General features: G+C 45.5%; 23 protein-coding genes. 12 read left to right on the top strand and 11 right to left on the bottom strand.

Translation table 11 applies throughout. The features are described 5' to 3' along the window. Nucleotide 1: 1 nt before the first annotated feature. Nucleotides 2-1,723 (bottom strand): peptide MFS transporter, encoded by a 1,722-nt coding sequence (locus ESB13_RS15590; protein WP_129004563.1) that lies wholly within the window; start codon nt 1,721-1,723, stop codon nt 2-4. Between the two features lie 208 nt (nt 1,724-1,931). Between ESB13_RS15590 and purD the strand changes: the two genes are divergently transcribed. From purD to ESB13_RS15550, 8 genes are all read left to right on the top strand, one after another. Further along, a complete protein-coding gene (gene purD, locus ESB13_RS15585; RefSeq protein WP_129004562.1) occupies nt 1,932-3,215 on the top strand; it encodes a phosphoribosylamine--glycine ligase in 1,284 nt (427 codons plus the stop codon). Nucleotides 3,216-3,234: 19 nt separating this feature from the next. After that, the gene (locus ESB13_RS15580; protein ID WP_129004561.1) at nt 3,235-4,518 is read left to right on the top strand and encodes a tetratricopeptide repeat protein; all 1,284 of its coding nucleotides are present in this window, start codon (nt 3,235-3,237) and stop codon (nt 4,516-4,518) included. 67 nt (nt 4,519-4,585) lie between these two features. Next, entirely contained in the window at nt 4,586-5,611 is a 1,026-nt protein-coding gene (locus ESB13_RS15575; protein WP_076375708.1) for a rod shape-determining protein, read from the top strand. Nucleotides 5,612-5,639: 28 nt separating this feature from the next. After that, complete coding sequence (gene mreC / locus ESB13_RS15570) at nt 5,640-6,491, top strand: rod shape-determining protein MreC (RefSeq protein WP_129004560.1); 852 nt, start codon at nt 5,640-5,642, stop codon at nt 6,489-6,491. Then, on the top strand, nt 6,488-7,021 hold the full coding sequence (locus ESB13_RS15565) for a rod shape-determining protein MreD (protein ID WP_129004559.1): 534 nt from the start codon (nt 6,488-6,490) through the stop codon (nt 7,019-7,021). The genes mreC and ESB13_RS15565 overlap by 4 nt, the downstream gene beginning before the upstream one ends. 66 nt (nt 7,022-7,087) lie before the next feature. Beyond that, the gene (gene mrdA, locus ESB13_RS15560) at nt 7,088-9,211 is read left to right on the top strand and encodes a penicillin-binding protein 2 (protein WP_129004558.1); all 2,124 of its coding nucleotides are present in this window, start codon (nt 7,088-7,090) and stop codon (nt 9,209-9,211) included. 3 nt (nt 9,212-9,214) lie between these two features. Then, nucleotides 9,215-10,555 (top strand): rod shape-determining protein RodA, encoded by a 1,341-nt coding sequence (gene rodA / locus ESB13_RS15555; RefSeq protein WP_129004557.1) that lies wholly within the window; start codon nt 9,215-9,217, stop codon nt 10,553-10,555. A gap of 32 nt (nt 10,556-10,587) precedes the next feature. Then, complete coding sequence (locus tag ESB13_RS15550) at nt 10,588-11,328, top strand: MBL fold metallo-hydrolase (protein WP_129004556.1); 741 nt, start codon at nt 10,588-10,590, stop codon at nt 11,326-11,328. 83 nt (nt 11,329-11,411) lie between these two features. Here ESB13_RS15550 and ESB13_RS15545 read toward each other — a convergent pair whose 3' ends face one another. The 7 genes from ESB13_RS15545 to ESB13_RS15515 all read right to left on the bottom strand — a co-directional run bounded on the left by ESB13_RS15545 (nt 11,412) and on the right by ESB13_RS15515 (nt 17,079). After that, nucleotides 11,412-11,816, bottom strand: coding sequence for a hypothetical protein (locus ESB13_RS15545; RefSeq protein ID WP_129004555.1), 405 nt, complete (start codon nt 11,814-11,816; stop codon nt 11,412-11,414). A gap of 13 nt (nt 11,817-11,829) precedes the next feature. Next, nucleotides 11,830-12,576 carry a hypothetical protein gene (locus ESB13_RS15540; protein WP_129004554.1) on the bottom strand — a complete coding sequence of 249 codons (747 nt, stop codon included), beginning with the start codon at nt 12,574-12,576 and terminating at the stop codon, nt 11,830-11,832. Between the two features lie 37 nt (nt 12,577-12,613). After that, on the bottom strand, nt 12,614-13,159 hold the full coding sequence (locus tag ESB13_RS15535; RefSeq protein WP_129004553.1) for an RNA polymerase sigma factor: 546 nt from the start codon (nt 13,157-13,159) through the stop codon (nt 12,614-12,616). Nucleotides 13,160-13,263: 104 nt separating this feature from the next. Continuing rightward, nucleotides 13,264-14,229 carry a transketolase family protein gene (locus tag ESB13_RS15530; protein WP_129004552.1) on the bottom strand — a complete coding sequence of 322 codons (966 nt, stop codon included), beginning with the start codon at nt 14,227-14,229 and terminating at the stop codon, nt 13,264-13,266. A gap of 43 nt (nt 14,230-14,272) precedes the next feature. Beyond that, a complete protein-coding gene (gene galE, locus ESB13_RS15525; RefSeq protein ID WP_129004551.1) occupies nt 14,273-15,328 on the bottom strand; it encodes a UDP-glucose 4-epimerase GalE in 1,056 nt (351 codons plus the stop codon). Between the two features lie 65 nt (nt 15,329-15,393). Then, nucleotides 15,394-16,407 carry an inorganic phosphate transporter gene (locus ESB13_RS15520; RefSeq protein WP_129004550.1) on the bottom strand — a complete coding sequence of 338 codons (1,014 nt, stop codon included), beginning with the start codon at nt 16,405-16,407 and terminating at the stop codon, nt 15,394-15,396. A 24-nt stretch (nt 16,408-16,431) separates the two neighbouring features. Then, nucleotides 16,432-17,079 carry a DUF47 domain-containing protein gene (locus ESB13_RS15515; protein ID WP_129004549.1) on the bottom strand — a complete coding sequence of 216 codons (648 nt, stop codon included), beginning with the start codon at nt 17,077-17,079 and terminating at the stop codon, nt 16,432-16,434. Nucleotides 17,080-17,263: 184 nt separating this feature from the next. Here ESB13_RS15515 and ESB13_RS15510 point away from each other — a divergent pair, with 184 nt between their 5' ends. The 3 genes from ESB13_RS15510 (at nt 17,264) to ESB13_RS15500 (ending at nt 22,107) form a co-directional block, all read left to right on the top strand. After that, a complete protein-coding gene (locus ESB13_RS15510) occupies nt 17,264-20,032 on the top strand; it encodes a TonB-dependent receptor (RefSeq protein ID WP_129004548.1) in 2,769 nt (922 codons plus the stop codon). A gap of 24 nt (nt 20,033-20,056) precedes the next feature. Next, a complete protein-coding gene (locus ESB13_RS15505) occupies nt 20,057-21,529 on the top strand; it encodes a hypothetical protein (RefSeq protein WP_129004547.1) in 1,473 nt (490 codons plus the stop codon). 296 nt (nt 21,530-21,825) lie between these two features. Beyond that, the gene (locus ESB13_RS15500; protein WP_129004546.1) at nt 21,826-22,107 is read left to right on the top strand and encodes a hypothetical protein; all 282 of its coding nucleotides are present in this window, start codon (nt 21,826-21,828) and stop codon (nt 22,105-22,107) included. A 92-nt stretch (nt 22,108-22,199) separates the two neighbouring features. Here the strand turns inward: ESB13_RS15500 and ESB13_RS15495 are convergent, their stop codons facing one another. Then, nucleotides 22,200-22,793, bottom strand: a complete 594-nt coding sequence (locus ESB13_RS15495) for an FUSC family protein (protein WP_129004545.1) — start codon at nt 22,791-22,793, stop codon at nt 22,200-22,202. Nucleotides 22,794-22,962: 169 nt separating this feature from the next. Here ESB13_RS15495 and ESB13_RS15490 point away from each other — a divergent pair, with 169 nt between their 5' ends. Beyond that, the gene (locus ESB13_RS15490; protein WP_246022570.1) at nt 22,963-24,162 is read left to right on the top strand and encodes a hypothetical protein; all 1,200 of its coding nucleotides are present in this window, start codon (nt 22,963-22,965) and stop codon (nt 24,160-24,162) included. A 582-nt stretch (nt 24,163-24,744) separates the two neighbouring features. On the opposite strand, the gene ESB13_RS15485 is transcribed toward ESB13_RS15490, so the two are convergent. Together ESB13_RS15485 and ESB13_RS15480 are read right to left on the bottom strand one after the other, a co-directional pair. Continuing rightward, nucleotides 24,745-25,794: a sensor histidine kinase gene (locus tag ESB13_RS15485; protein ID WP_129004544.1), complete on the bottom strand. Its 1,050-nt coding sequence runs from the start codon at nt 25,792-25,794 to the stop codon at nt 24,745-24,747. Between the two features lie 41 nt (nt 25,795-25,835). Next, nucleotides 25,836-26,513: a response regulator transcription factor gene (locus tag ESB13_RS15480; RefSeq protein WP_129004543.1), complete on the bottom strand. Its 678-nt coding sequence runs from the start codon at nt 26,511-26,513 to the stop codon at nt 25,836-25,838. Between the last annotated feature and the right edge of the window lie 23 nt (nt 26,514-26,536).

The following is a 26,536-nucleotide window of genomic DNA, read 5'->3' as shown; positions in this document are numbered from 1 at the left end:
TTTAGTCTTTATCGAAGTGCATCATCTTCTGCAGCTTCTTGGTAATAAGGAACAATACCAGCGCCGCTACACCCGACATTACCACGAATAATATGAAAAAGTCGTAGGTGTTGGTCATTTCGTAACCAAGAAAACGTGTAGGCTTGCCATCGGGATATAATGAGCTTAAGATGCCGGCCAGCTTGTTCGCTACCGCATTGGCCAGGAACCATACCGCCATAAGCAATGAACCAAATTTCAAAGGCGCCAGCTTGTTAACCATGGAAAGACCAATGGGCGACAGGCAAAGCTCCCCGCAGGTATGTAAAGCATACATGCCCGTAAGCCATATCATCGACACCTTTGTGCCGGCAGGTATATCTTTTACCCCAAAAGCAATCCAGAGATAACCTATGGAAAGTAAGAGAAGACCAATCGCCATTTTGGTAGGAGAACCAGGCTCTCTTTTACCCATTTTAACCCAAAGCCATGCAAAAATAGGCGCAAAGCTTACCACGAAAACGGAGTTGAGCGACTGGAAGAAGCTGGCCGGAACTTCATTCATGGAAATGGACTGACCTTTGGCGGCAAGGTAAATAACACCACCTATGATGGCTACACCTGTAATGGATAATAAACCAAAGACAATGAACCTTAACGCCTTATCATATTCAGAGGCAAGGTTTTTACTGGCCTTTCTCAACAACTGCACAATGCCGAAAAGGCCTGCAGCCGCAACAATATAAACAATAGGAAGGCTGATATTTAAACCAAGACTTCTGTCGGTTTGCTCATCGGCAAAAAAGGTGAGCGAAGCGCCTGCCTGTTCAAAAGCGCTCCAGAAAAAGATCACAAAGAAAGCGGCAATGAAAATAACGCAGATCCGCTCTTTCTCAATTCTGCTAAGTGTTTTATCAGAGAAGATCATGAACGCAATAAGTATAACCGCAGCTAAAAGCAGGTAGGTCAGGTAACTAACAACCCTTGCTTCCAAATACAGTAAGCCTATCGTTAAAATAGAAAAACCTATCAGGCCGCCTACCATCACAATAGGCTTTAAAAAATTGGGATTGGCGCCCGCAGGTGTCAGACCCAATACTTTTTCCCTGTTGCCGGGTGCTGTAACATATTTGTTATGGAAGAATTTCTGAACCAGCACGCTGATGGTCATACCAATACCGGCTACCAGGAACGCCCACTTGAAATCTGCAGGGCTGCCAGTGTCTCCCAGTGTACCACATAAAATAGGACCTAAAGCGCCACCTACGTTAATCCCCATATAAAAAATGGTGTAAGCGGCATCAATTCTCCTGTCGCCTTTAGGATATAGCTGGCCAACCAGGGAAGATATATTGGGCTTGAAAAAACCGTTGCCCGCAATCATGAAACCCAGGCCCGAAAAGAAAAGCAGGGTCGATAAACCCGGAGCACTGGCATAAACTGAACCACAAAAGAACAGGATAAACTCCCCGATAGCCATTAAAATACCACCGGCAATGATAGATCTTTTGTTTCCCCAATACCGGTCGGCAACAAAGCCCCCGATTAACGGAGTGAGATAAACAAGACTGGTATAACTACCGTAAAGATTAGAGGCAAATGCTTTGTCGAACAGCAGCGCTTTGGTCATGAAGAGAATGAGAACAGCACGCATGCCATAGTAGTTAAACCTTTCCCACATCTCCGTTGCAAACAAAATATAGAGGCCTTTGGGGTGCCCTTTGGAGGCAGAAACATCATTCATTACTCGTTTCTTTTTTCTTTTACTAATTGGGGATTTTGCCTTTTGGGCGGCCCAAAATACAGATAAAATCAAAACCAGCCACAAAAACTGTCGAACGTTAGCGGCCATTCTACCTGCATTTCGCTCTAAAATTGATACTTTCGCCATTATAGATACCATATTCCAACAGCCTTAGCCCAGGCTTATATATAATAGTCAATAGTATAATATGAACATTTTAGTGATAGGATCAGGTGGCAGAGAGCATGCACTTGCCTGGAAATTACGTCAGAGCACCAATTGCGATAAACTTTATATAGCCCCCGGTAACGCCGGAACAGCCTCCTGCGGCATCAATGTAAAGATCGGCGTCAACGATTTTGCTGCTCAAAAGCAGTTCTGCCTCAGCAATGAGATCGGCCTGGTGATTGTTGGTCCCGAAGAACCGCTGGTAAAAGGTATCTACGACTATTTTACAAATGACCCTGCTTTACAACATATAAAGGTCTTCGGCCCTTCGGCCGAAGGAGCGCAGCTCGAAGGCAGCAAAGCCTTCTCTAAAAAATTCATGCAGCGTCACAACATTCCCACAGCAGCCTATGCCGAATTCACTGCCGATAATTTTGAAGAAGGAAAAAAATACCTGCGGCAGCACAGCTTACCCATTGTTTTAAAAGCCGACGGGTTGGCCGCAGGCAAAGGGGTGGTCATCAGTCAAACCCATGCAGAAGCCCTGGAAGCTTTTGAGGAAATGATCGTCAACAAACAGTTCGGCGACGCCTCTGCAAAAGTGGTGGTAGAAGAATTCCTGCAGGGAATTGAAGTAAGCGTATTTGCGATCACCAACGGCAGCCAGTATAAAATAATCGGCCACGCCAAAGATTATAAACGCATAGGAGAGGGCGACACCGGCCTCAATACCGGCGGTATGGGATGCGTAAGCCCCGTTCCGTTCATGGATGCCGCCTTTATGCAAAAGGTAGAACAAACCATTGTGGCGCCTACCATCAATGGCTTTAAACAGGAAGCTATCACCTATAAAGGCTTCGTATTCTTCGGCTTGATGAATGTGGCAGGTACACCATATGTGATCGAATACAACTGCCGCATGGGCGACCCCGAAACCGAAGTGGTAATGCCTTTGCTGCAAAACGACCTGGTAACATTACTGCTCGATACCTGCGATGGCAGGCTCGATCAGGTAGCGATAACTACCGATAGCCGTTACTGCGCTACCGTAATGGCAGTAAGCGGCGGTTATCCCGGCGATTATGAAAAAGGAAAGAAAATTACAATTAACGCCAACGGTACCGATCCGGAACAAACTATCGTCTTCCATGCCGGCACCACAGAAACGGAGAAAGGCGTAGTTACGAACGGCGGCCGCGTGCTGGCAGTAAGTTCTTATGGCGCAACCATGAGCGAAGCCGTCGCTGCCTCCCGTAAGGCACTCGAAGGCATTGATTTTGAAGGTATTTACTATAGGAAAGATATTGGCTTTGAATTTGAGTAACTCTTGCTAAATTGAGCGAATGAATCGCCCCCGAATACATCTGACATGGATTTTTTGCCTGCTGACTTGCTCTTTGGTAATAGCCCAGGATAGTGAATTTAAGCGCGACCTGGAAAAAGCCAAAGAAGAAATGAAGCTCAATGGCGTCGACGAACAGCCTGACTATAACAGAGCGATACGATTGCTGGAATCGGCCCTCGCCAAAAACGATAAATCCGCCGAAGCCTGGTATTTCTATGGTTATGCGCTCGATCGGCTGAACTCGGCCGATGGCGATGCCATGATCCGTCAGCAGCTGAAGCTGACAATCAAGTCCAGCGAGGCCTTCGAAAAGGCCATTGCCATCAGCAACGACGTCTACACCGGCGAGCTGCTGACGCTCGACCCGCATACCAAGATCCTGACAGTGTGGGGCTCCCAGGCTATCCGCTATGCCTACGACAATAAACCCGATTCTTCGTACTGGGCATTGAAACAAGCCAGTGAGCGTGGCGGCATCAATAGTACCGTACTGCAGTATTTCCGCCAGGTGCTCGAAGAATGCTCCCGCGACGCCTTTCTGTTCACCAACGGCGACATGTACCTCCACTATCTTAATTACCTGCAAACGATAGAAAAATACCGGACCGACGTGAACTGTGTCGACCTCAACCTCCTGAATGCCCGCTGGTATCCCGGATGGCTGGTGAAAAAGAACCGTTTGCCCGTTTCCATCGCACCGGCCGATCTCGAAAAACTCGATATCGTACGCTGGGATGTGAAAGTGGTGAACATACAGGATAAAAATCCCGCCCATTCCGATACAGGCATATCCTGGAAACTATGGCCTACCTATGGTAAAAAGTATATGCTGCGCGCCGACCGTATCCTGCTGAATGTGCTCCAGCAGAACGCCTTTAAAAAAGATGTCTTTTTCCCCGGCGACGTGCCCCCCGTAATGAGCCTTTTCCTTACCGACTATCTCGAATGTAACGGACTTACCAATAAACTTGTTACCGACAGCCTGACCACAGAGCTTTCAACATTGATAAAACGTCTTCGAAAGCTTAAATACATTCCCTCTTATCCCAAAACCTATTTAAATAACCGGGATAATATTCAGGTGCTGAATAATTATCGTTTCACCTACGCTACAGCTGTAAACCTGGCGATGAAAGAAGGGAAAATCGCTATAGCAAAGGATTTGGCGCAATCGGTACAACACAAGTACCCCGAAACAACACTGCCGTTTTTCACCGAAGAAACGCGTAAGTGGTTCCAGGAGCTCGAGAAAAAAACAGAAGAAAAAGCTAAATTGGAATAATATTTTCTCTGTTCGTTTATTTCAATCAAATTTGCAAACATTAATCACATACGGAATTCTTTGAGACATGGGAATGTTTAACTTTTTTACACAGGAAATAGCGATGGACTTGGGTACCGCCAATACCCTGATCATACATAATGAAGAGATTGTAGTGAACGAGCCTTCTATTGTTGCCTTAAACCGCAACAACCCGAAAGAAGTGCTTGCGGTGGGTAAAAAAGCGCTGATGATGCACGAGAAAACCCATGAAAGCATTCGTACCGTTCGCCCCCTGAAAGATGGTGTGATCGCCGACTTTAATGCTGCGGAATTAATGATCCGGGAAATGATCAAAATGATCTACCCCAAAAAACCATTGTTCCCCCCTAGCTGGCGTATGATGATTTGCATTCCCTCAAGCATTACCGAAGTAGAAAAAAGAGCCGTGCGCGACAGTGCCGAACAGGCCGGAGCAAAAGAGGTTTACCTCATCCACGAACCCATGGCCGCAGCCCTGGGTATTGGCATCGACGTAGAAGAACCCGTAGGTAACATGATCATCGATATCGGAGGTGGTACAACAGGTATTACCGTTATCGCCCTGGCAGGTATCGTATGTGACCAGAGTATCCGTATCGCCGGCGACGAATTTACTTCAGATATCATGGAGGCTTTACGCCGCTACCATAGCCTGCTCATCGGTGAAAGAACGGCCGAACAGATCAAAATACAGATAGGCGCCGCAATGAAGGACCTGGAAAATGCTCCCGACGACCTGCCTGTAAACGGACGTGACCTGGTAACAGGTATCCCCAAACAAATCATGGTAAGCTACCAGGAAGTGGCAGAAGCGCTGGATAAAAGTATTTTCAAAATAGAAGAAGCTATTCTGAAAGCACTTGAAACCACGCCGCCCGAGCTGGCAGCCGATATCTACCGTCGCGGTTTATACCTTACCGGTGGTGGCGCCCTGTTGCGCGGCCTCGATAAAAGACTGAGCCAGAAAATAAAACTGCCGGTGCATATTGCCGACGATCCGTTGAAAAGCGTTGTGCGCGGTACCGGTATTGCTCTTAAAAATTATCAGCGGTTTCCTTTTATCATGAGATAATTACCAGGCAATTCCTGGTTTTACCCGAATGCGTAATATTATTCTTTTCATCAGGCGCTTTTTTACGTTGGTGGTATTCTTTGTGCTGCAGGGAGTATGTATTGCCATTCTGGTAAACTACAATAAAACATACGAAGCCGTCTTTGCCAATGCAGCCAACGAACTCAGCGGCAGGGCCGATAAGCAGTATAATAATATAGAATACTTCTTTCACCTGAAGGAAACCAACAGGCAGCTGGCCGAAGAAAACGCCCGCCTGCGCAATAGCCTGCTTTCAAACTTCGATGGCCCCGGCAATAACAAGGTCCTCCAGATCGATACTACTTATAAAGATACGCTGGGCCGGGTAAGGCAGTTCAGCTGGCTGCCCGCCAAGGTGGTGAGTAACTCCCTGTCATCCGAAACCAATTACCTTACCCTCAACCGCGGCGCCAGCCAGGGTGTAACCAAAGATATGGCAGTGGTAGGGCCCGATGGTATCGTTGGTAAGGTGATCCTGGTGAGCAGTAACTATGCACGCGTCATGAGCCTCCTCAACAGAAACAGCAAAGTAAGCGCCATGCTCAAGAAAGGCTCTTACTCCGGTATCGTGGAATGGGATGGCGGAGATCCGCGCCACCTTATCCTCAGAAATATCCCCAAGAGCGCCCAGGTGAAACAAGGCGATACGGTATTAACCAGCAACCTGTCAGGAAACTTCCCGCCCGGCTTGATGGTCGGAACCGTTAGCAAGATCGAAAGCGAACAATCCAGCAATTTTTATACAATGAAAGTGCAAACAGCTACCAATTTCTTTACCCTGCAGTTTGCTTACCTTGTAGAAAACGAAACCTGGAAGGAACAAAAGGCATTGGAGGCACAAACACCTAAGAATCAATGAGTACACTGGTAAAAAATATTTTCAGGTTCATCCTGTTTATTCTTGTCCAGGCATATGTGCTGGATAAAGTGCCGCCTTTGCATCAGTTCGTAAAGCCTTATGTGTACTTCCTCTTCATCCTTTGGCTGCCGTTTAATATGCCAAGGCTCGCTTTAATGCTCGTGGCATTTGTATTTGGGCTTTGTATGGACTACTTCTCCGGCACTCCCGGCTTGCATGCTGCCCCCTGTGTACTTATCGCTTACCTGCGGCCTTTTTTACTCAACGTATTATTGCCACAGGAAAAAACAGAGATCAGCTATGGCGAACCCGGTATCAAAAGCCTGGGCTTTGCTCCCTATAGCGTATATATCGTATTACTCACCTTTGTACACCATACCTACCTCGTACTGATAGAATGGCTGCAGTTTGGTGATTTCCTGTTTTTTATGGGTAAGGTGGCGGCAACAACAGCGGTAAGCCTGCTGCTGATCTTTATCGCCGAGATGTTGTTTTATCGCAAAGCCCGTTTTAAAACAAATGCTGCTTAATTACTGCACAATATTTGAATATTTTTGTGTCATTATTAATCACCCATCTCTTTATCCGATACAACAATGCCGGTTTACAACCAGTCGCGTAGCAGAATAGTGCAGATCATCTTTGTCGTTGTGTTCCTTGTTATCATAGGGCAGTTGCTGCATTTGCAGATCTTTTCTTCCTCGTACCGTATGCAGGCCGAAAGTAATGCACGGTTCAGAAAAGTGATCTACCCCGACAGGGGCATTATCTACGACCGGAAACACAGGGCAGTACTTGAAAATACCATCATGTACGACCTCGTGGTAACGCCTGGCGAGATCCGTGGTACCGATACTTTTACCCTTTGCAAGATCCTGGGTATCGATACGGCAGAATTTAAAAAACGTATCGTTACCGCCATCATCAAAAATACTTCCTACAAGCCTAGCGTATTCGAACCGCTGTTAACACCCGAACTCTATGCGCGGCTGAACGAAAACATGTACAAGTTCCCGGGTTTTATCCTGTCCGACCGTCCCGTACGTGATTATCCCTTTGCCGCCGCAGCCAATATCCTGGGTTACCTGGGTGAGGTAGATACAGGCTTTTTACGCAGGCATAAAGACGAAGGATATGAAATGGGCGACTACGCCGGTATGACAGGCCTGGAACGTTCTTACGAAAAAGTGCTCATGGGTACACGTGGTATCAAATACCTCATCCGCGATAACCGCAGCCGTATCCAGGGTTCTTACGAAAACGGCGCTTACGATACTACAGCTATCGCCGGTAAAAGCCTGCACTCGAGCCTCGACGTAGAGCTGCAGCAGCTGGGCGAAAAACTCATGGGAAACAAGGTGGGCAGTATCGTAGCTATCGACCCCCGGACAGGTGGTATCCTTTGTATGGTTAGCAGCCCCACCTACGATCCCAATCTTTTAACAGGCAACCAGCGGCGCAAACACTTCTCCCAGTTATTCCGCGATCCCAGGCTGCCGCTCATCAACCGCGCAGTAACACTCCGTTACTCTCCGGGTTCTACCTTTAAAACGGTAGTGGGTATCATCGGTCTTACCGAAGGCGTTATAGATGAAAAGTTTTCTATTTCCTGTAGCGGCGCATTTTATGGCTGTGGAACCGGGCGCCCGAAATGTCTCGACCGTGGCACCTTCAATCTTACCAGCGCCATTGCACATAGCGATAACACCTATTTCGCCACCGTATTCAAACGCATAATAGATCAGCCCAGGTACGGAAGTGCAGATAGCGCTTTAAAGGTGTTTAATAAATACGCCTACTCCTTTGGCCTGGGTAATAAGCTGGGCATCGATATCCCTTACGAATCGGGTGGTAATATCCCTACCTCCAACTATTATAAAAAGATCTTCGGCCCTAAATGGGTATCCTGTAATATCATTTCAAACTCTATAGGCCAGGGCGAGGTGCAAACCACCATCACCCAGCTGGCGAATGTAATGGCATTCATCGCCAACAAAGGATGGTACTACACTCCACACCTCATCGATAGCATCGAAGGCGGTGATAAGTTCGATCTGCTGCGCGAGTATAAAGTAAAACACTACGGTAACCATATCCCCGATACGGTCTTTGAAGCGGTGCACAACGGTATGCAGGGCGTAATGGAATATGGTACCGGCTTTTACGCCCAGGTGCCTGGCGTAACAGTATGCGGTAAAACAGGTACCGTGGAAAACTATCTGAGCGGCGTGAAACAAAAAGACCACGCATTCTTTGGCGCTTTTGCCCCGCGCGATAATCCACGTATTGCAATCGCCGTACTGTGCGAAAACGCCGGCTTCGGCGCCTCTTCGGCAGCGCCTATCGCCAGCCTGATGATCGAAAAATACCTGAAAGATTCTATCGCAGGAAAAGAACGGAAAGACAAAGCGGAAAACATCGCCAAAATGAACCTCATTCCCGAACGTATGCGCAGGGCAATGGATAGCCTGTCCCGCATGGCAAGAATTAAAGACAGTATTGCCCAGGTAAAAGCCCAGAAGGCAATGAACGATACGCTGGTAATAGAAGAACAAACCGAAGTAGATTCCAGCAACAGCAATATCAGACAATACCGCATCGACGCTCCCCAGCAACCGGCCGGCAAAGACACCGGGAACAAACGGATCAGGCGAACACCGGCAGCAGTATTGCCCGACGAACAACGTAATAAACCTAAACCAACCTATCAACGCGTATAACCAATGACTCAGGACAATTCTATATCAAAAGGCGTAGACTGGCTGGTGGTATTATTATATGCTGTATTGGTGGCAATAGGTATCCTCTGCATCTTCATGGTAGAGTATCGCCAGGATACCAACGTATTAGCCGGCTTTTTATCTGGCAAAACCAACTACAGTAAACAACTGCTGTTTGCCGGCATCTGCGCATTGATGGTTGTGTTTGTGCTGTTAAGCGATAGCAAACTGTATACGGCTTTCGCCAATCTGATGTATGCCTTCGGTATACTGCTGATGCTGGCTACGTTTGTATTGGGTAAAAACATTAACGGTTCCAAAAGCTGGATCCCGCTGGGAGGTGGCTTTAACCTGCAGCCCGCAGAACTTTGTAAGATCTTTGCGGCGCTAGCATTATCAAAATATATATCGCGACAGGAAACTGACTTCTCCAAACCTACCTCACAGCTCATAGCAGCTGTCATTGCATTGGCGCCTGCCGCCTTATCCATCCTGCAGAACGAAACAGGCCTGGCGTTGGTGTATGCATCCTTCTTTATCGTTATGTTCCGTGAAGGGCTGCCTTCCTGGATTCTTATAGTTGGCGCCTCCTTCGGGGTGCTGGTTGTGGCAACACTTATCATGGAACCCAACCTGCTGGCCATCATCCTTACAGGTATTGCAGCTATTACCATCTATATCATGCGCAGGCAGGTAAAAAGAAATAACGGCCTGTTGATCGCAATAGTACTGATCTGGGGCGTCTGCGTTGGCGTACAACGTTTTGCAGTCCCTTACATCTTCAATAATGTATTCCACTGCTACCAGAGCACCCGTATCTACAGCATGGTGGGTAAAGAATACGACTGTAGCCAGAACAAAAGCGCCAACGAAGCATCTGCTGCCGATAAACCCGTAAAAAAACCGGACGATTACAACGTACGGCAAAGTAAAATAGCCATTGGCTCAGGCGGAATGGTAGGCCGCGGCTTCCTGAAAGGAACACAAACAAGGGGTAAATATGTGCCGGAACAGCATACCGACTTTATCTTTACCTCGCTGGGCGAAGCCTTTGGCTTTACAGGTTGCTTTCTCTTTCTCGGAATTTATATGCTGCTGCTCTTCCGGATCGTACGGATAGCAGAACGCCAACGAAGCACTTTCAGCAGGGTATATGCCTATAGCGTAGCCAGTATCCTGTTTTTTCATATCGCTATCAATGTTTGTATGACCATAGGTTTATTCCCTATCATAGGTATCCCGTTACCCCTGATCAGTTATGGCGGTTCATCGCTCCTGACTTTCACGATCCTGATATTCATTATGGTGCGGCTCGATGCAGACAGGCATATGGTGTTGAGATGATCTGGATTTTTTGACTTTTGAATTTTGTGTTTATGAAAGTTATTCCCTTGTCCGAAGGTTCGTTTACAGTAGACAAAACCAAAGTACTGGTTCCCTTTAACATGGATACCGATGATATCCAGAATAGGGCGGCAGGAAGCCTGCTGGTAGAAGTACAGCCCTTTGTCGTGATCACTGAAAAAGATATATTGCTCCTCGATGCCGGCCTTGGCTTTTCCGTAGAAGGAGAATTGCAGCTCATCAGGAACCTGCGTGAAAATGGTATCGAACCCGCTCAGATTACAAAAGTGCTCATGACGCACCTGCATAAAGACCATGCAGGCGGCGTTAGCTATCGCGATAAACTGGGCAACTATCATATCACGTTCCCCAATGCCACCTATTATATACAACAGCAAGAACTGGAGTATGCCTTCGAAACAGGCTTCCCGTCCTTTATGCCCGAAGAATTAGCGGTGCTCGAAAATAACCCGCAGGTGACCCTGCTGAATGGCGACGGCGAAATAGATGGCTATATCAGCTACCAGATCACTGGCGGACATAGCCCTTTTCACCAGGTGTATTGGATAAAAGAAGGTGGTGAAACTATTTTCTTTGGAGGCGACGATGCCCCCCAGCTGCAACAGATGAAAAGCCGCTTCGTAGCCAAATACGACTACGATGGAAAAAAATGTATGGAACTGCGTAAGCTATGGTGGGAAGAAGGTAATAAGGAACATTGGACTTTCCTGTTTTACCACGACGTGAAATCGGCAGTGTACAAACAGGCATAAAAAAAATAGGCCCGCCCTAGACAGAGCTGGCCGTTGCTAACCTATGAAAAACACCGAGTTTATTATCTGGTGATAAAATCGTTTTAGTATGTTCTGGGATTGGCTGGCTTTCTGAGCTTTTTACGGTTGTCCAGTTCCTTTTTCAGGATCTCCCTGAACCTTCTTTCCGCCAGGTAGGTTTTATTAACCCGCTCATCCGTTTTCAGCAGCCTTTTAAATTCCGGTTTGTATTTTTTCCTTACCCCTACAATCGCTTCCTCAAATGCCAACTCATCGTCTTTGTAGCTTTGCCTTGCCTTTTTCAGCTCAGCAAGGTACTCATTGTAAACCGGCCAGAACTTTTGCGCTTCCTCAGGATTCAAATTCAATTCTTTTGTGATAAAAGCGATTTTGATAGCTTCCGTTCGGTTGGCTCCCATTTCAGACTGCGCAGTGCAAAAATAGCCATGCAACAGTAAAAATGATATGAAAAAGAAATATTTTTTCATCTTTAATTCAAATTTATATCCCCTTTAATGGGCTTTCTCCTGGCTCCCAGTTGTCTTGCAAATAATCTGTGATCTCTTCTTCACTGATGTGTTTTATAGAACGTTGTATATCGGCTTCAACCGGACGGGTGGTAGAATTACGTAAATCGTAGACGGCCGGATGTGTATTAAGATAACCGGCTATTTCAGATTCACTTAGATCTGATACTCCTTTTTTTACATCTATACTATTGAAATTACCATAGTATTGGGAGGAGGATTGCTGGGCATTATCACCACTAAAAATAAAGGCGCCAAGTACCATGAAACCAGATAGCGCAGCAGCGGTTGCATACGGCATCCAGCGGCGCGTAACAGAACGGAGGGAAATAACTTTTGGTCTTTCCTTACCGCTGGCCTTGGTAAGTAACAGGGCAGGCAATTCTTCAAAATAGCCCTGTGGCACAGAATAGGTATGGCCGTTGCCTACCCTTGCCAGTAATGCATTGTCAATAAGAGCGTGGTCTTCAGCTGTTTCAACAGGGGAGGATATATTGCCTGGATTGGCTTTTAATTGGGCCAGTATGGCCGTAGGCAGGTCTTGAAAATAGTGGTCGGGAATGGTGTAAGTACCCTGTTGCGCATTTCGCTTGCCGGATTCCAGGAATATTGCGGACATAACTTCACTGCCAAGATTATCAAAGTAACCTTCAGGCACAGAATACACATTGTCATTCTTCACACTTTCCCATATGTCCCTTTCTTTGTTCATTAAGTCCATCTTATCACCTGGTTTGACTGGCGTATTCCCGAACGGTTTAATGATTCCTGATGAAGTCCTCTATTTTTTTAGCCGCATGATGATAGCTGGCCTTAAGTGCACCCTCACTTGTTTCCAGAACCCGGCTCATTTCCTCGTAAGGCATTTCATCAAAATAGCGTAAATTGAAAACAACACGTTGTTTTTCAGGTAATTGTTGAATGGCTAATTGCAGCTTCCACTCCAGTTTACTGCCGTCAAAATGTTTGTCCGCCAGTATTTTATTGCTCAACCCGCTTTCTACATCACTCAAACTGATAGCGGCCCTCTTTTTCTGCTGCTCTATAAAGGTAAGCGATTCATTCGTGGCAATACGGTAAAGCCATGTATATAACTGGCTGTCCTCCCGGAAGTTATCCAGGGCATTCCATACTTTGATGAACATATTCTGCACCACATCGTTCGCATCGTCATGGTCTACAACCATACGGCGGATGTGCCAGTAAAGCTTCTCCTGGTATTTTTTGATAATACCGGTAAATGCCCTCTCTTTTGTTTCCGGCTGCCTGAACATATGCAACAGCTCTTTATCATCCGGATGCATGCAGCTTGGTGTTTTTATGTGTTAATGAAACGGGGATCTTATCAGAATGAACAATGACAGGGAGCGTAAGCTGCCTGTCATTGTTAACACCCGGACAAATATTATTATTTCCCTTTACGTGCAAGTGCTTTTTCCGCAGCTGCAACAATATCAGGAGTATCTAAGCCATATTTTGCCAAAAGCTCAGTAGGCTTGCCACTTTCGCCGAAAGTATCTTTCGTTCCTACAAATTCAATAGGAATAGGCAGATGCTTAGCTGCTACATGGGCAATGCTGTCACCAAGACCGCCAAGAATATTATGCTCCTCGCAGGTAACCGCACAACGCGTTTTGGTAATGGATTTCAGGATCGCTTCTTCGTCAAGTGGTTTAATAGTGTGAATATTGATTAATTCCACGCTATATCCCTTTTCCTCCAGTATACGTCCTGCTTCAACAGCTTTCCATACCAGGTGGCCGCAGGCAAACAAAGTAATGTCGCTACCTTCATTCAGAACCTGGGCTTTGCCGATAACAAAGTCGCTGCCGTCTTCTTTGGTGATATTAGGCCATTTTGGACGTCCGAAACGGAGATACACAGGACCTTCGTACGAAGCAATCGCTTTGGTAGCCGCTTTGGTCTGGTTAAAATCGCAAGGTACAATAACCGTCATGCCAGGAAGCATTTTCATCATCCCTATATCTTCCAGTATCTGGTGGGTAGCACCGTCTTCACCCAGGGTTAAACCCGCGTGGCTGGCGCATATTTTTACGTTTTTGCCGCTATAGGCAACACTCTGGCGGATCTGGTCATAAACCCGGCCGGTGCTGAAGTTGGCGAAGGTAGTAGTGTAAGGGATCTTACCACCAATAGTAAGACCGGCAGCAATACCAATCATGTTGGCTTCTGCAATACCTACCTGTACATACCTTTCGGGAAATTCTTTGATAAATGGCGCAATCTTCATGGACCCGGCCAGATCAGCCGTGAGCACTACTACGTTAGGATTTTCTTTACCTATTTCATAAACACCTTCTCCAAAGCCACCCCTTGTTTCCTTTTCATTAAGAACCTGGATATCTTTTATCATGTTTTGTTGGTTTTGAGTGTGCCGTGCAAAGTAACGGCTTTTGCTAATTCAGCGCAGGATTTTGTTGTTTCATCAGCGCTTCGTCCTGTTGCACCTTTAATTCCCACTGCCATGCCGTATCCATCATCTGGTCCAGATCATAACGGATATCCCATTTAAGGGTATTTACTGCATAACTGTTGTTGGCATAAATAGCTACTACATCGCCAGGGCGGCGGGGAGCTATCTTATAATTGAGCTTTTGCCCGGTTACTTTTTCAAATGCCTTGATGGCTTCCAGTACCGTAACGCCATTGCCGGTTCCCAGGTTAAAGACCTCACAGTTGCTCTTCTGCCGTTTGTCTATCATGTATTGAATGGCCAGGGTATGCGCATGGGCAATATCGCACACATGTATAAAATCCCTTACACAACTGCCGTCACGTGTTTCATAATCGTCCCCGAATACCGTCATCTGGGGCAGTTTGCCGATAGCTGTCTGCGTAATCACAGGAACCAGGTTCAGCGGCTTGCCAAGCGGCAGCTCGCCGATAAAGGTGGAAGGATGTGCGCCTACAGGATTGAAATAACGAAGTAAAACTGCATTCTGGTTATAAGCACGCGCAAACTCCCTGATCACGCGCTCACCCATTTGTTTGGTTGCGCCATAAGGAGACTCTGCAGGCTTTTCGGGAGTTTGTTCGGTAACAGGAATGCTGTCAGGATTGCCATAAACGGTACACGACGAGGAGAATACAAAATTATCTATCCTGAACTCTTTTACACATTTCAGCAGGTTGATCAGCGAAAACATGTTGTTCTCGAAATAATCAAGAGGAACCTCCATCGATTCTCCCACCGCTTTAAAGGCCGCAAAATGAATCACGCCGGAGATATCAGGATTTTCCTGGAATACCGCCAGCGTGTCGTCAAAATTTTTGAGGTCTACTTTATAGTTCTTTAACTTCTTTCCGGTGATCTTCTCTATACCATCTAACAGGTAAGTGGTAGAGCGGGAATTATCGTCAATGGAGATAACATCAAACCCGTTTTCGATCAAGTCAACTACCGTGTGCGACCCTATGAAGCCACATCCTCCGGTTACAAGAATTTTAGCCATGTCTCGTTTTATGAGTATGCAAAATACGTATAAACGGGGATATGCGTATGCTATCAGATAGCTTCTTATGCAAACAGTCTGATGATGTAAAATGTGATCGCTGCTACTATCGCACTAACAGGTATGGTAAGTACCCATGCCCATACCAGGTTAACAGTAACACCCCATCTTACAGCCGATAAACGTTTGGTAGCGCCTACACCGATAATGGAACCGGTGATCGTATGCGTAGTTGATACAGGTATCTTGAAATGCTCCGTAAGAAACAGCGTGATCGCACCCGCCGTTTCGGCAGCTACGCCTTCCAGCGGACTAACCTTGGTAATACGTGAGCCCATCGTCTTTACAATCTTCCAGCCACCACTTAAGGTGCCAAGACCCATCGCAATAAAACACATGATAGGCACCCAGTCAGGTATCGATTTCAGATCAGGAATATAATGGCTGGCAACCATTGCCACACCTATAATACCCATTACCTTTTGAGAGTCGTTACTGCCATGGCCAAGACTGAACAGGGCCGATGATACCAGCTGTAAACGCTTAAACCATTTCTCCGTTTTATAAGGATTGCCCCGCTTACAGATATGAACGATAATAACCGTGATGATAAACGCTACGAACATACCTATCAAAGGCGCCATGAATATGAACAGTACAATAGGTACAACCTTGGCAGCCACTACAACGCCAAAAGTGCCATAGTGCGCTACTGCCGCACCTATAAGTCCCCCGATAAGTGCGTGCGAAGAGCTCGAAGGAATCCCGAACCACCAGGTAATAAGGTTCCAGATAATAGCGGATACAAGACCGGCCAGTACCACATACATCGCCAGCGGATCGCCTTTCGCAAGGGTTACACTTTTCGCAATGGTATCGGCAATACCAAATCCCCCTACTAAATATTTGGAAATGAAAAATGCGCCAAAATTGAAAAAAGCTGCCCAGACGACTGCCTGGAAAGGGGTAAGCACTTTGGTAGATACAATGGTCGCGATAGAGTTAGCTGCGTCGTGAAACCCGTTGATATAATCGAAAATAAAAGACAGTACTATAATAACAATCAATATGGTGACCATATAAAGCTAATTTAAGGGCGGGGATTAGGCATACTTGACAATGATGGACTCTATCACATTCGCGGCATCTTCGCACTTGTCTGTAACAGTTTCCATTGCCTGGTAGATCTCTCTCTTTTTAATTAGCTCTTTTACGTCGTTTTCATGCTCAAAAAGGCGCTCAATGCTCATGTCGAACACATCATCTGCCTGATTCTCAATGCTGTTTACACGAACCATGCCCTCTGTCATCTGGCGCAGGTTCTTCATGTCACGCAGCCCGTATACCACTTTTTTGATCTCTATACAGCCCTGCTCTATCAATTCCGCCATTTTCTGAATAGCAGAATCATTCGGATTCACCTTATAAAAATTGATCTTTTTAGCAGTTGCATAAATATAATCACAGATATCATCAAGCGCAGTTGCTAAATAGTGAATGTCTTCACGGTCGAAAGGAGTGATGAAATTGCGCCCTAACTCCGTAAAGATCTTATGGGTATGGTCATCATTCTTGTGTTCCAGGTCCTCGATAAGCCCTATCAGGGAGGCTCGTTTGTCGGCATCGTGTTCATAAACTACTTGCTTGATCACTTGACCCATTTGCTCTACTGTAGTTGCCACATCCTCAAACAGTTCGTAAAAAACCCGGTTCTTAGGCATGAAAATCCTGCCGATGTTATTGATTCCCATTAGAAAAATTTTGGCAAATTTAAAATTATGATAGGGCTCTAAGCAGCCCTGTCAAGAATTAATAATTTGGTAACATTGAAAAATAACGTTTGGTAACATGGAATGTTTAGTTAACCGGTTGATAATATTGGGGTAACATTTGCTTAACATTCGCCATAGAGTTTTGCGGTACTAAAAGTCCATAATGTATAAAGTCTCATTCCTCAGGCATGCCTTAACTGTACTTGCTTCCTTGCTGTCCATTACTGTATTTGCTCAATTCGGCAAATTATCAGGAAAAGTCATTGATGAAAAAAATAATCCTATTGCCGGCGCAACTATTAAAGTTGCCGGACACAACCCCAAAATTATCACAGACGTTGAAGGTAGATATGTTTTAACTCTCCCAGAGGGAAAAATGTATGAAATAGAAGTATCAGCTTTAGGTTTCGTAAAAAAACAAATCAGCGAAATTAATATCGCTGCAGGAAAAACAACCGATTTGGAAATCCTCTTGAATACTTCAGTGGGCAACCTGGAATCTGTAGTAGTTAAAACCACTTCCCGTAAAGAATCTGTAAATGCTTTGATCCAGTTCCAAAAAAATACCAATACTGTAGCGCAGGTTGTATCGGCGGAAGCAATCAAACGTTCTCCCGATCGTAATACAGGTGAAGTTCTGAAACGCGTACCAGGTGTTTCCTTACAGGAAGGAAAATACCTTATCGTTCGCGGTTTGTCAGATCGTTACAATCAGGCTACTTTAAACGGAGCCCTCATGTCTTCTACAGAACCCGACCGTAAAACTTTTTCTTTCGACATTTTCCCTTCTTCTATTATTGAGAATATTATTATCAATAAAGCGGCTACACCCGAAATGCCTGGCGAATTTGCCGGCGGTCTGGTACAGGTGAACACGAAAGACGTTCCTGAAAAAGGCTTCTTTGAAATTAACGTAGGCTCTGGTGTAAATCTGCAGGTGGCAAAAAATGATTTCTATACCTATAAAGGAGGTAAGCTTGACTTCCTGGGGCTGGCTGATAAAGATCGCAAACTGCCTTCTGGTTTCCCTAATACAATAGGTATTAACCAAACGGTGGCGGCAGGCGCTGAAGCAGGTAGGTCATTGAACGATGTGTGGAGCGCTAATAAATCCAGCATGCCGGTTAACGCTGTATTGCAACTGAACGGCGGTTTCAATAAGTCATTATCGGCTTCCAAAGCATTCGGTGGAGTATTCTCTCTTAACTATAACAGGCAGGCAAGGTTCATAGATGTACTAAGGAACAACTATAACCTGGAAAGAGTACCTCAGTTCGAGTATGCCGATAAACAATATGCCATCAATACGATGGCAGGAGCACTTGCTAACTTTACTTTCCGTTCTGGTACAAATAAATTCAGTTGGAAAAACACATACAATATTAATTCCAGCGACCAGTATGCCGAAAGAACCGGCGCTGATATCATCAGCGATATTAAAGCGCCTATTAAAAGTGGTGAACTTTCCTTTACTTCAAACAGATTATATAGCACACAGCTGATAGGCGAGCATATTCTTAAAAGTGCAGGTATCCGCATCAAATGGAATGGCAACTTCGCCAACCTGAAACAGGATATTCCCGATATGAGAAGGCTCAAATATGCGATGGATAACAATGGCGTGTATTATGCAACAGGCGGACAAGCCTACAACGCCGGACGTTTCTACTCCAGCCTGAACGAAAATATCTATGGTGGTAGTGCCGATGCGGCATGGTCTTACCACCTGGCAGATAAACAACAGCAAGTGAAATTGGGTGGCTTGTACCAGAAGAAAAGAAGAACTTTCGATTCCCGAGGTCTAACCCTCTCTTATGCAGGACCTAATACTGGTGGTAAAGATGACTTAAGGTATTTACCGGCAGATCAGATCTTCGATAAGGCAAACTACGGCACAAATAAGTTCTATCTCGAAGACAGAACTACAGCAGCAGATTCTTACATCGGAAATGCTGATCTGGTAGCAGGATTTATCCAGTCCGATAACCAGTTTGGCGATAAAGCACGTATCGTTTGGGGCGTAAGAGTAGAAAGCTTCAGGCAAAACCTTGGAGGTAAAGGCTTAAGTGTATCCAGCAATTCAGCTACAGACATCCTGCCTTCTCTTAATTTTACTTATAAATTAAATACCCGTTCCAATTTAAGGGTTTCCGCCTCTCAAACAGTATCTAGGCCAGAGTTTAGAGAAATATCTCCTTTTACCTTCTATGACTTTGCACGTAACGGTTCTATCGTAGGTAACACGAAACTGCAACGCACAAAAATATCTAACGGCGATATCAGGTATGAAATGTATCCTAGGGCAGGCGAACTGGTTACTGTAGGTGTTTTCGTAAAATATTTCGATAAACCTATTGAAATGCAGTACGACCTTGGACAAGGATCCCCTACTTATTCTTTCTGGAACGCGAAAAGTGCATTGAACTACGGAGCTGAACTCGATCTTAGAAAGCGTCTCGATTTTATCTCTGAGAAATTACAGGAATTTACATTCTTTACCAATCTTGCTTACATTAAAAGTAAGATCACGATACCCGATGGTTACTTAGGTGAAGAAGAACGCCCAATGCAGGGGCAAAGTCCTTATGTGATCAACGCAGGACTGCAATACGATCATGAATTGTCAGGAACAAATGCTACTATCTTATTCAACGTAATAGGAAGACGTATTTCTCAGGTTGGTAACGTGAACGTGCCGCAAATGTGGGAACACCCACGCCCGCTGCTTGACCTGCAAGTGTCACAAAGGCTTTCTCAACGCGCATCTCTTAAATTAAGTGTAACAGATATCCTTAATAAAAGGAATATTTTCTACTGGGATATGGACGGTAATAAAAAATATCAGAAAGGCTCAGCTACCAGTGGTGATATGCTGATCAACCAACTTACTTACGGCACCAATATGAATCTTCAATTCAGTTATAATTTCTAAAACAAACAAGAAAGTAAAATCGTTATGAAAAGAAAGCTATTGCAAGCAGCATTGATTGCTACAACTATTACTGCTGTATCCTGCAGTAAGAATGATGACAATGGACCTTCAGTAGGAGTAGAGAATGGCCTGAGTGGCGATACTCTGAGGGGTGCAATTGAAGTAAACATAACACTCGAAGAAGGAAAGACTTATTTTCTGGATGGCGGTACTTTCTTTAGAAGCGGCGCTACTCTTACAATTAAGCCCGGTGCGGTTATTAAAGCCCTTCCTTTAGCCCAAACATCTAAGAAAAAATACCACTCATTCCTCGTTATAGAAAGAGGTGCTAGGATACTGGCCGAAGGTACTGCTTCTAAGCCTATCGTATTTACCAGCGCACAGCCTGTAGGTTCACGTAAAGCCGGTGATTGGGGGGGGGTAATGATCCTCGGTAGAGCGCCTGTTAACACTACTTTCGGTGGTGCAGTAGGCCGTCAAATGGAAGGCTTCTCCGATGCTGATGGTGAAGAACTTGGTACACATATCGTTGGTGGTGGTGCCGATGCAAACGATAACTCCGGTATCTTGAAATATGTAAGGATCGAGTTCGCTGGTGTGGCGCTTTCTAACAAAAGCAACTCAGAACTTAACAGCCTTACCATGATTGGTGTAGGTAAAGGTACCACTATCGACTACGTACAGTGCTCACACGGTGGCGATGATGCTTTCGAATGGTTCGGTGGTACTGTAAACGCTAAACACCTCGTAGCTTATCGTGGTCTTGATGATGATTTCGATACTGATAACGGTTTTAATGGGGCAGTTCAGTTTGCCTTGGCTATCCGCGATAAAGAGATATCCGACTACTTACTGCCCGGTGACTCCAACGGTTTCGAGTCTGATAACGATCCTACAGGTACTTATTCAGCTCCGCTGACTGCTCCTGTGTTCTCTAACGTTACTATTATTGGACCTTCGGCTATTAACGGCGGCGCAAGCATTCCCAGCAATGCAGTATTCAACCGCGCAGCTTTCATCCGCAGAAACAGCCGTAACTCTATCTTCAATAGTGCTCTGGTTGGTTTTCCCGCCGGTGTGTATATCGACGGTAATGGTTCTGCTACGGCAACAAACACCGACTCTCTCGAAATCAAAAATACTTTCGTAGGCGCTATCGGTGGTATCTTCAAAGGAGCAGCAGGTGCAAAAATCGCAACCAACGCTACTAACGGTTTCGACGCAAAAACTTGGTTCATGAAGTCTGGTAACAATAACGATACTACTTACAATAGCATCGCTGATTTCAAATTCGTGAATATGAGCGGCGATCTGAAAACAATTGACGCTCGTCCTCAGGCGACCTCTCCTTTACTGGGCAAGGCTTCTTTCTCTAGCAGCACTAAAATTCAGAACAGCTATTTCACTCAGGTGACTTACGTTGGAGCCTTCTCTGGGCCTAGCGACAACTGGATGCAAGGTTGGACTAACTTCGATCCTTTGACTACTGTTTATTAGGATGGGAAAAGTTGAATATTGCTGATCAAAAGCAAGCATTCAATTCAATGTTTCATGAAGCGGACCGTATCACTGATTGATACGGTCCGCTTTTTTATTTAACATTTTCACAATGTGATTTCCTTGACTTTTTTAACCTGTGAGTGTAGCTTCTCGGCAAAACATCTTGCTATGAAAAAGGTCGCCCGAGTTTTCGATATTCTTTTTAGCTATTTGCTGTTTGAAATGATTCTCTCTGCCTGGATACCCGGATTTTTTCAACTTCTTTTTCAATCTATAATAGTAAAAAACAAATTATGAAGACACAATTTAATGTCATTGCAGTTGTATGCACATTGCTTATACTGGCTACCTCTTGTAAAAAAGAAAAACAGGGAATACAACTCACTCAAAACGCCATCACTGACAAAATACCCGTAGAAGTAAAAGAGTATTTTGCAAGCATAGGTTTCGACTCTGCAACGCTTGCGCTGCAAAATGGGAAATATGTGATCGAAGGCGATATGCTGTTCCGGCTTTATACCCAATTGTCGTACAGTAATTGCAAGGCAAGTTTCTTAGTAAGGCAGTTGTTGTAAACAAGTAGCTCAGAATCAATATCGGTAAGCGACTTAGCAACGCAAAGAGGCTGCTCAGTATTTGAGACAGCCTCTTTGAATCATATTTTTTTTCAATAAATACTATCTCCGTCAGCCCCCTTGCCCGTACCCTTCATCTTCTCCCCAAACAAAACCCTGCTACCCCAGGCAAACGACTTATTAATGCAAAGCCCCGCCATACACCCCGCTACCACCGACGCCGACCTTATAACAGCACCCTGCCACGAATGATGATGATCTTCATAAATAATAACAATAAAAAAGCCCACCAGCGCCGTCCTGGCAACACTTATCATCCTAAGGCCCGCACAAGCCGTAATAATAACTACAAGACCAATGATGATACAAATAAGTAAAGCCGCATTCTGGTTAACCGCTATGGTGCCAAACCGGGTGAGAAAGGCTTTCAGGAACCAGCATCCTCCTCCTACAATAGAACCTATCACATTCCCCCGCATCCGCTCTATAGCCGCCTTGCTCTCATTATTATAGGTCATGGAGATCATCAGCGAAATGATCATCCAGTAAATATCATCGTGCCAGTCCGGGAAAAGCATGAACAACGGGAAAATAGCCGATACACCTGTTACACACTTTATAATATACTCAACAAACTCGTAGGGGGTAATGCCCGTATGGGAGCGGAACTTGCCCGGATCAATCATGGTTGTTCATCATTTGGACTGCAAAATTAAGGACTTTAAACCCTTACAAAGAGCTGATTCTTGTCAGGATATCCCTGATCCCGGTCAAGGTTTTTTTAATATGGAAAAACCAAATTTGCTTAGTACCTTAATAGCTGGTACGGTTTTTTAACGTGAAGAAAGAATAGAAGTGCCAAAAAAAATTGCCATATTATTCCTGCTGACAGGCCTCATCCTGTGCCAATTGACTGTATCGGGCCAACGCGGAGATTCCCATGTATTTAACTTCTGCGGCGACACCATCCGGTTCCAGTTCGATAAAACCGACCTCATCAATTTCCCCGAACCGCTCTCCGATACCGCTCTGTTCGACGCCTACCTGCAGGTAAAACACGCGAATTATACCGCCATTACCGACGCCCTGCAACAGTACAAACAACAACATCACCCCGAAGACTGGCTCTACTACCAGCTGGTACGCAGAACCGCCCAGGAGATTAGCCCCAAAGAAGATAACTACCATCGCTATACCTTCTATAAATGGTTCCTGATGGCTAAATCAGGCTACGATGTAATGCTCAACACTTCCGGCAGCTTCCTGCTCTTCTATATCTATAGTAAAGAAAATATCTATAATATCCCCGTTAGAATGAAAGGCGACAAACAGTACGTCTGCCTCAACTATCACGACTACCGGAAAATAGATTTCGAAAAGAACAGGTTCGCGGTCTTCCCGCTCTTCCTCCCCGAAGCCACAGGTAACTTCTCATACAAAGTCACCCGCTTACCAGACTTTACGGAAAATGACTACGTAGAAAAAGACCTGCAATTCGACTACAACGAAAATAACTACAGCTTCCGGGTAAAACTGAATACACAGGTCCAGAAGATCTTTGCAAACTACCCCGTAGTAGATTACGACTCCTATTTTAATATCCCGCTGAGTAAAGAAACCAACAGCTCCCTTATCCCCGTACTCAAAAAACGCTTGAAAGGGGTAGGAGTAAAAGGTGGTATAGAATACCTGATGAACTTCACCAGGTATGCTTTCCTCTTCCAGCCCGATTCCCTGGTATTTGGAGGTGAAAAACGTCTCACCGCCGAACAAACCCTGTTTTCCGAACATAGCGACTGCGAAGACAGGGCCAGCCTGTTCTTCTGCCTGGTTAAAGAGATCTATAACCTGCCTATGCTGGTACTGCACTATCCCAAACACGTCACCATTGCCGTCCAGTTCCCCAAACCCGTAGGCAGAAGTATCGATTATAACGGACGCAAATTCTCCATCTGCGAACCCAGCCCCCAGAAACAAGACCTCGCCATTGGCCAGATCATCCCCGAACTCAGCAAAGCCCCCTACGAAGTCGTCTACGCCTACACGCCCTATTAATGCTTCTTCGGGTCTATTCCGCGAAACGTCCCGTTGGCACATAACGGAACATGCAACCTGATTCAATAGATGCCGCCCTTCGTCAAACAAACGCCGTATTTACTTTTATAGGTGTAATACCCGCAGCTACGCCTGATAGATATAATTCTTAATATTCTCTTCTCGTTACGTTTACAATTCGTTTACATGCAGGAGGCAACTTTGCTGTACAGTTTGGTTCATAGCACACACACAAGTAACTAAGCAGATTTTTCTCATGCCTGAGACGGCCCCGTTTTTCACCGGGGCCTTTGCATTTCCCGGAACAACCTGCACACAGTATCCTCTCCCTTTGCCAGGCTCTTTTTAAGTATCTTTATTCCTGGAAAAATAACACTGCCGCCGGCCAGCCGTAATGGAATATACTCCCCGGCAGACCACCCCCTGTCTGCGAAAAAGAACGCTTTATATACGGGCAACCAACGGCAGATAAAGCCGCCTTAAATCTGCTCAGCTATTGTAAAGCAAGCCCCGGCAATACAAAAAAAAGCCCCGCAACCTCAGGAATAGGTCACGGGGCCTTGAAAAATATAAACAATAAGATTACTCCTTCTTGATATCCAGCGTAAACCCAAGCGTAGTCCCTATATCCAGCTTGCTCCGCACATGCATGACATGATTATGCGCCTCTATGATATGCTTACATATCGCCAGCCCCAGCCCGGTGCCGCCTACATCACGGCTGCGCCCGCGGTCAGTGCGGTAAAACCTTTCAAATATGCGGGGTAAATGCTCTTCACCAATACCAATGCCATCATCACTGATTTCTATAAGCGCATGCTTCTCATCAGTCTTATACACGCTGGCAACAATATGACCATCCTTTTTACCGTATTTGATGGCATTGGCCACAAGGTTGATGATAACCTGGCGTATCTTCTCCTTATCCGCAAACACCGCAATAGGAGCCTCGCAGCCCTTTTTGATAGTGCACTTGATATTACGCTGGCTGCTCTTGATCGACAGCGATTCGTACACCTCACGGATCATATCCTGGATAATGAAGTTTTCTTTATACAAAGGCTGCTCGCCACTCTCAAGACGGGATATCTCATCCAGGTCGCTTGCCAGGTTCACCATACGAACCACATTCTTGGACGTATTTTCAAGAAAACGCGTCGCTATCTCCGTATTTTCAAGCGCCCCGTTAAGCAGGGTGTCAACATAACCCTGTATAGCAAAGATCGGCGTCTTGAACTCATGAGCCAGGTTCTGCAAAAACTCCTTGCGATAAGCCTCGTTCGTTTTAAGTACGGCAATCTCCTTGCGCTGCTGTTCAGCCCACTGCTCCACATCTTCCCTTACCTCGTCAATGCTTTTTTGAGGAAGAATATATTTATAATACATCTCCTCCTTTTTCGAAGCCTTCGTCTGGTAAATGAATTTATAGATCAGTTTTATCTTACGGTAAATAAACCATTGCAACACAAACCTGATAAGAAAATAACTGCCCGCAAAAGTGATGAGGAATGCCGAGACGCTGATCACCACATCCGGACGCACAATATAAAATCCCAATCCGATGGGAATGGACAGGATCAGAGCCGTAAAGGCCGACAACTGATTCGGCGAGAGGTTTTTAGTAGTAAACATAACTAGCTAAAACTACGGAAATCGAATGGCTTTTCCCTCCGCTAAATGTCGAATTTGTAGCCAACCCCCTTAACTGTGGTGATACAGTCGATGCCTAATTTCTGCCGTATTTTGCGGATATGAACGTCAATGGTACGATCGCCTACAATAACATCAGTTCCCCACACCTGGCTCAGGATCTCGTTGCGCAAAAACACGCGTCCCGGCCTCGAAGCCAGCAGGTGTAACAGTTCAAACTCTTTTTTGGCAAGTATCACCTCTTTCCCGTCTACCGCTACCACAAACTTCACCGGGTCTATACTGATATTGCCAATTTGCAGGGTTTTGCCGTCTTCCTTGTTTACCCGACGGAAAAGCGCATTCACCCGGCTCGTGAGAACTTTGGGGCTAATGGGTTTATTTACATAATCGTCAGCGCCGGTCTCAAACCCCTTGATATGAGAGGCTTCGTCACTCATCGCTGTCAGAAAAATAATAAGCGTGTCCTGGAAGGCAGGCTGGGCGCGAAGTAATTCACAAACCTGAACGCCCGTCTTTTTAGGCATCATGATGTCCAGGATAATGAGGTCGGGGTCGAGTTGTTTGGCTTTCTGGAGGGCATCTTCGCCATCTTTGGCAGTATGGGTTTCATAGCCTTCTTTGCGCAAATTATAACCTATGATCTCTAATATATCCGGTTCGTCATCTGCTATCAACACTTTCTTTCCCTTGGAGTCCATTTAACAATATGTTTACACAAAAT

It is taken from the genome of Filimonas effusa (genome assembly GCF_004118675.1).
In the GTDB taxonomy this organism is placed as follows: domain Bacteria; phylum Bacteroidota; class Bacteroidia; order Chitinophagales; family Chitinophagaceae; genus Filimonas; species Filimonas effusa.
The sequence above is the reverse complement of the archived record's forward strand: the minus strand, read 5'-3'. Positions and strand labels throughout refer to the sequence as shown.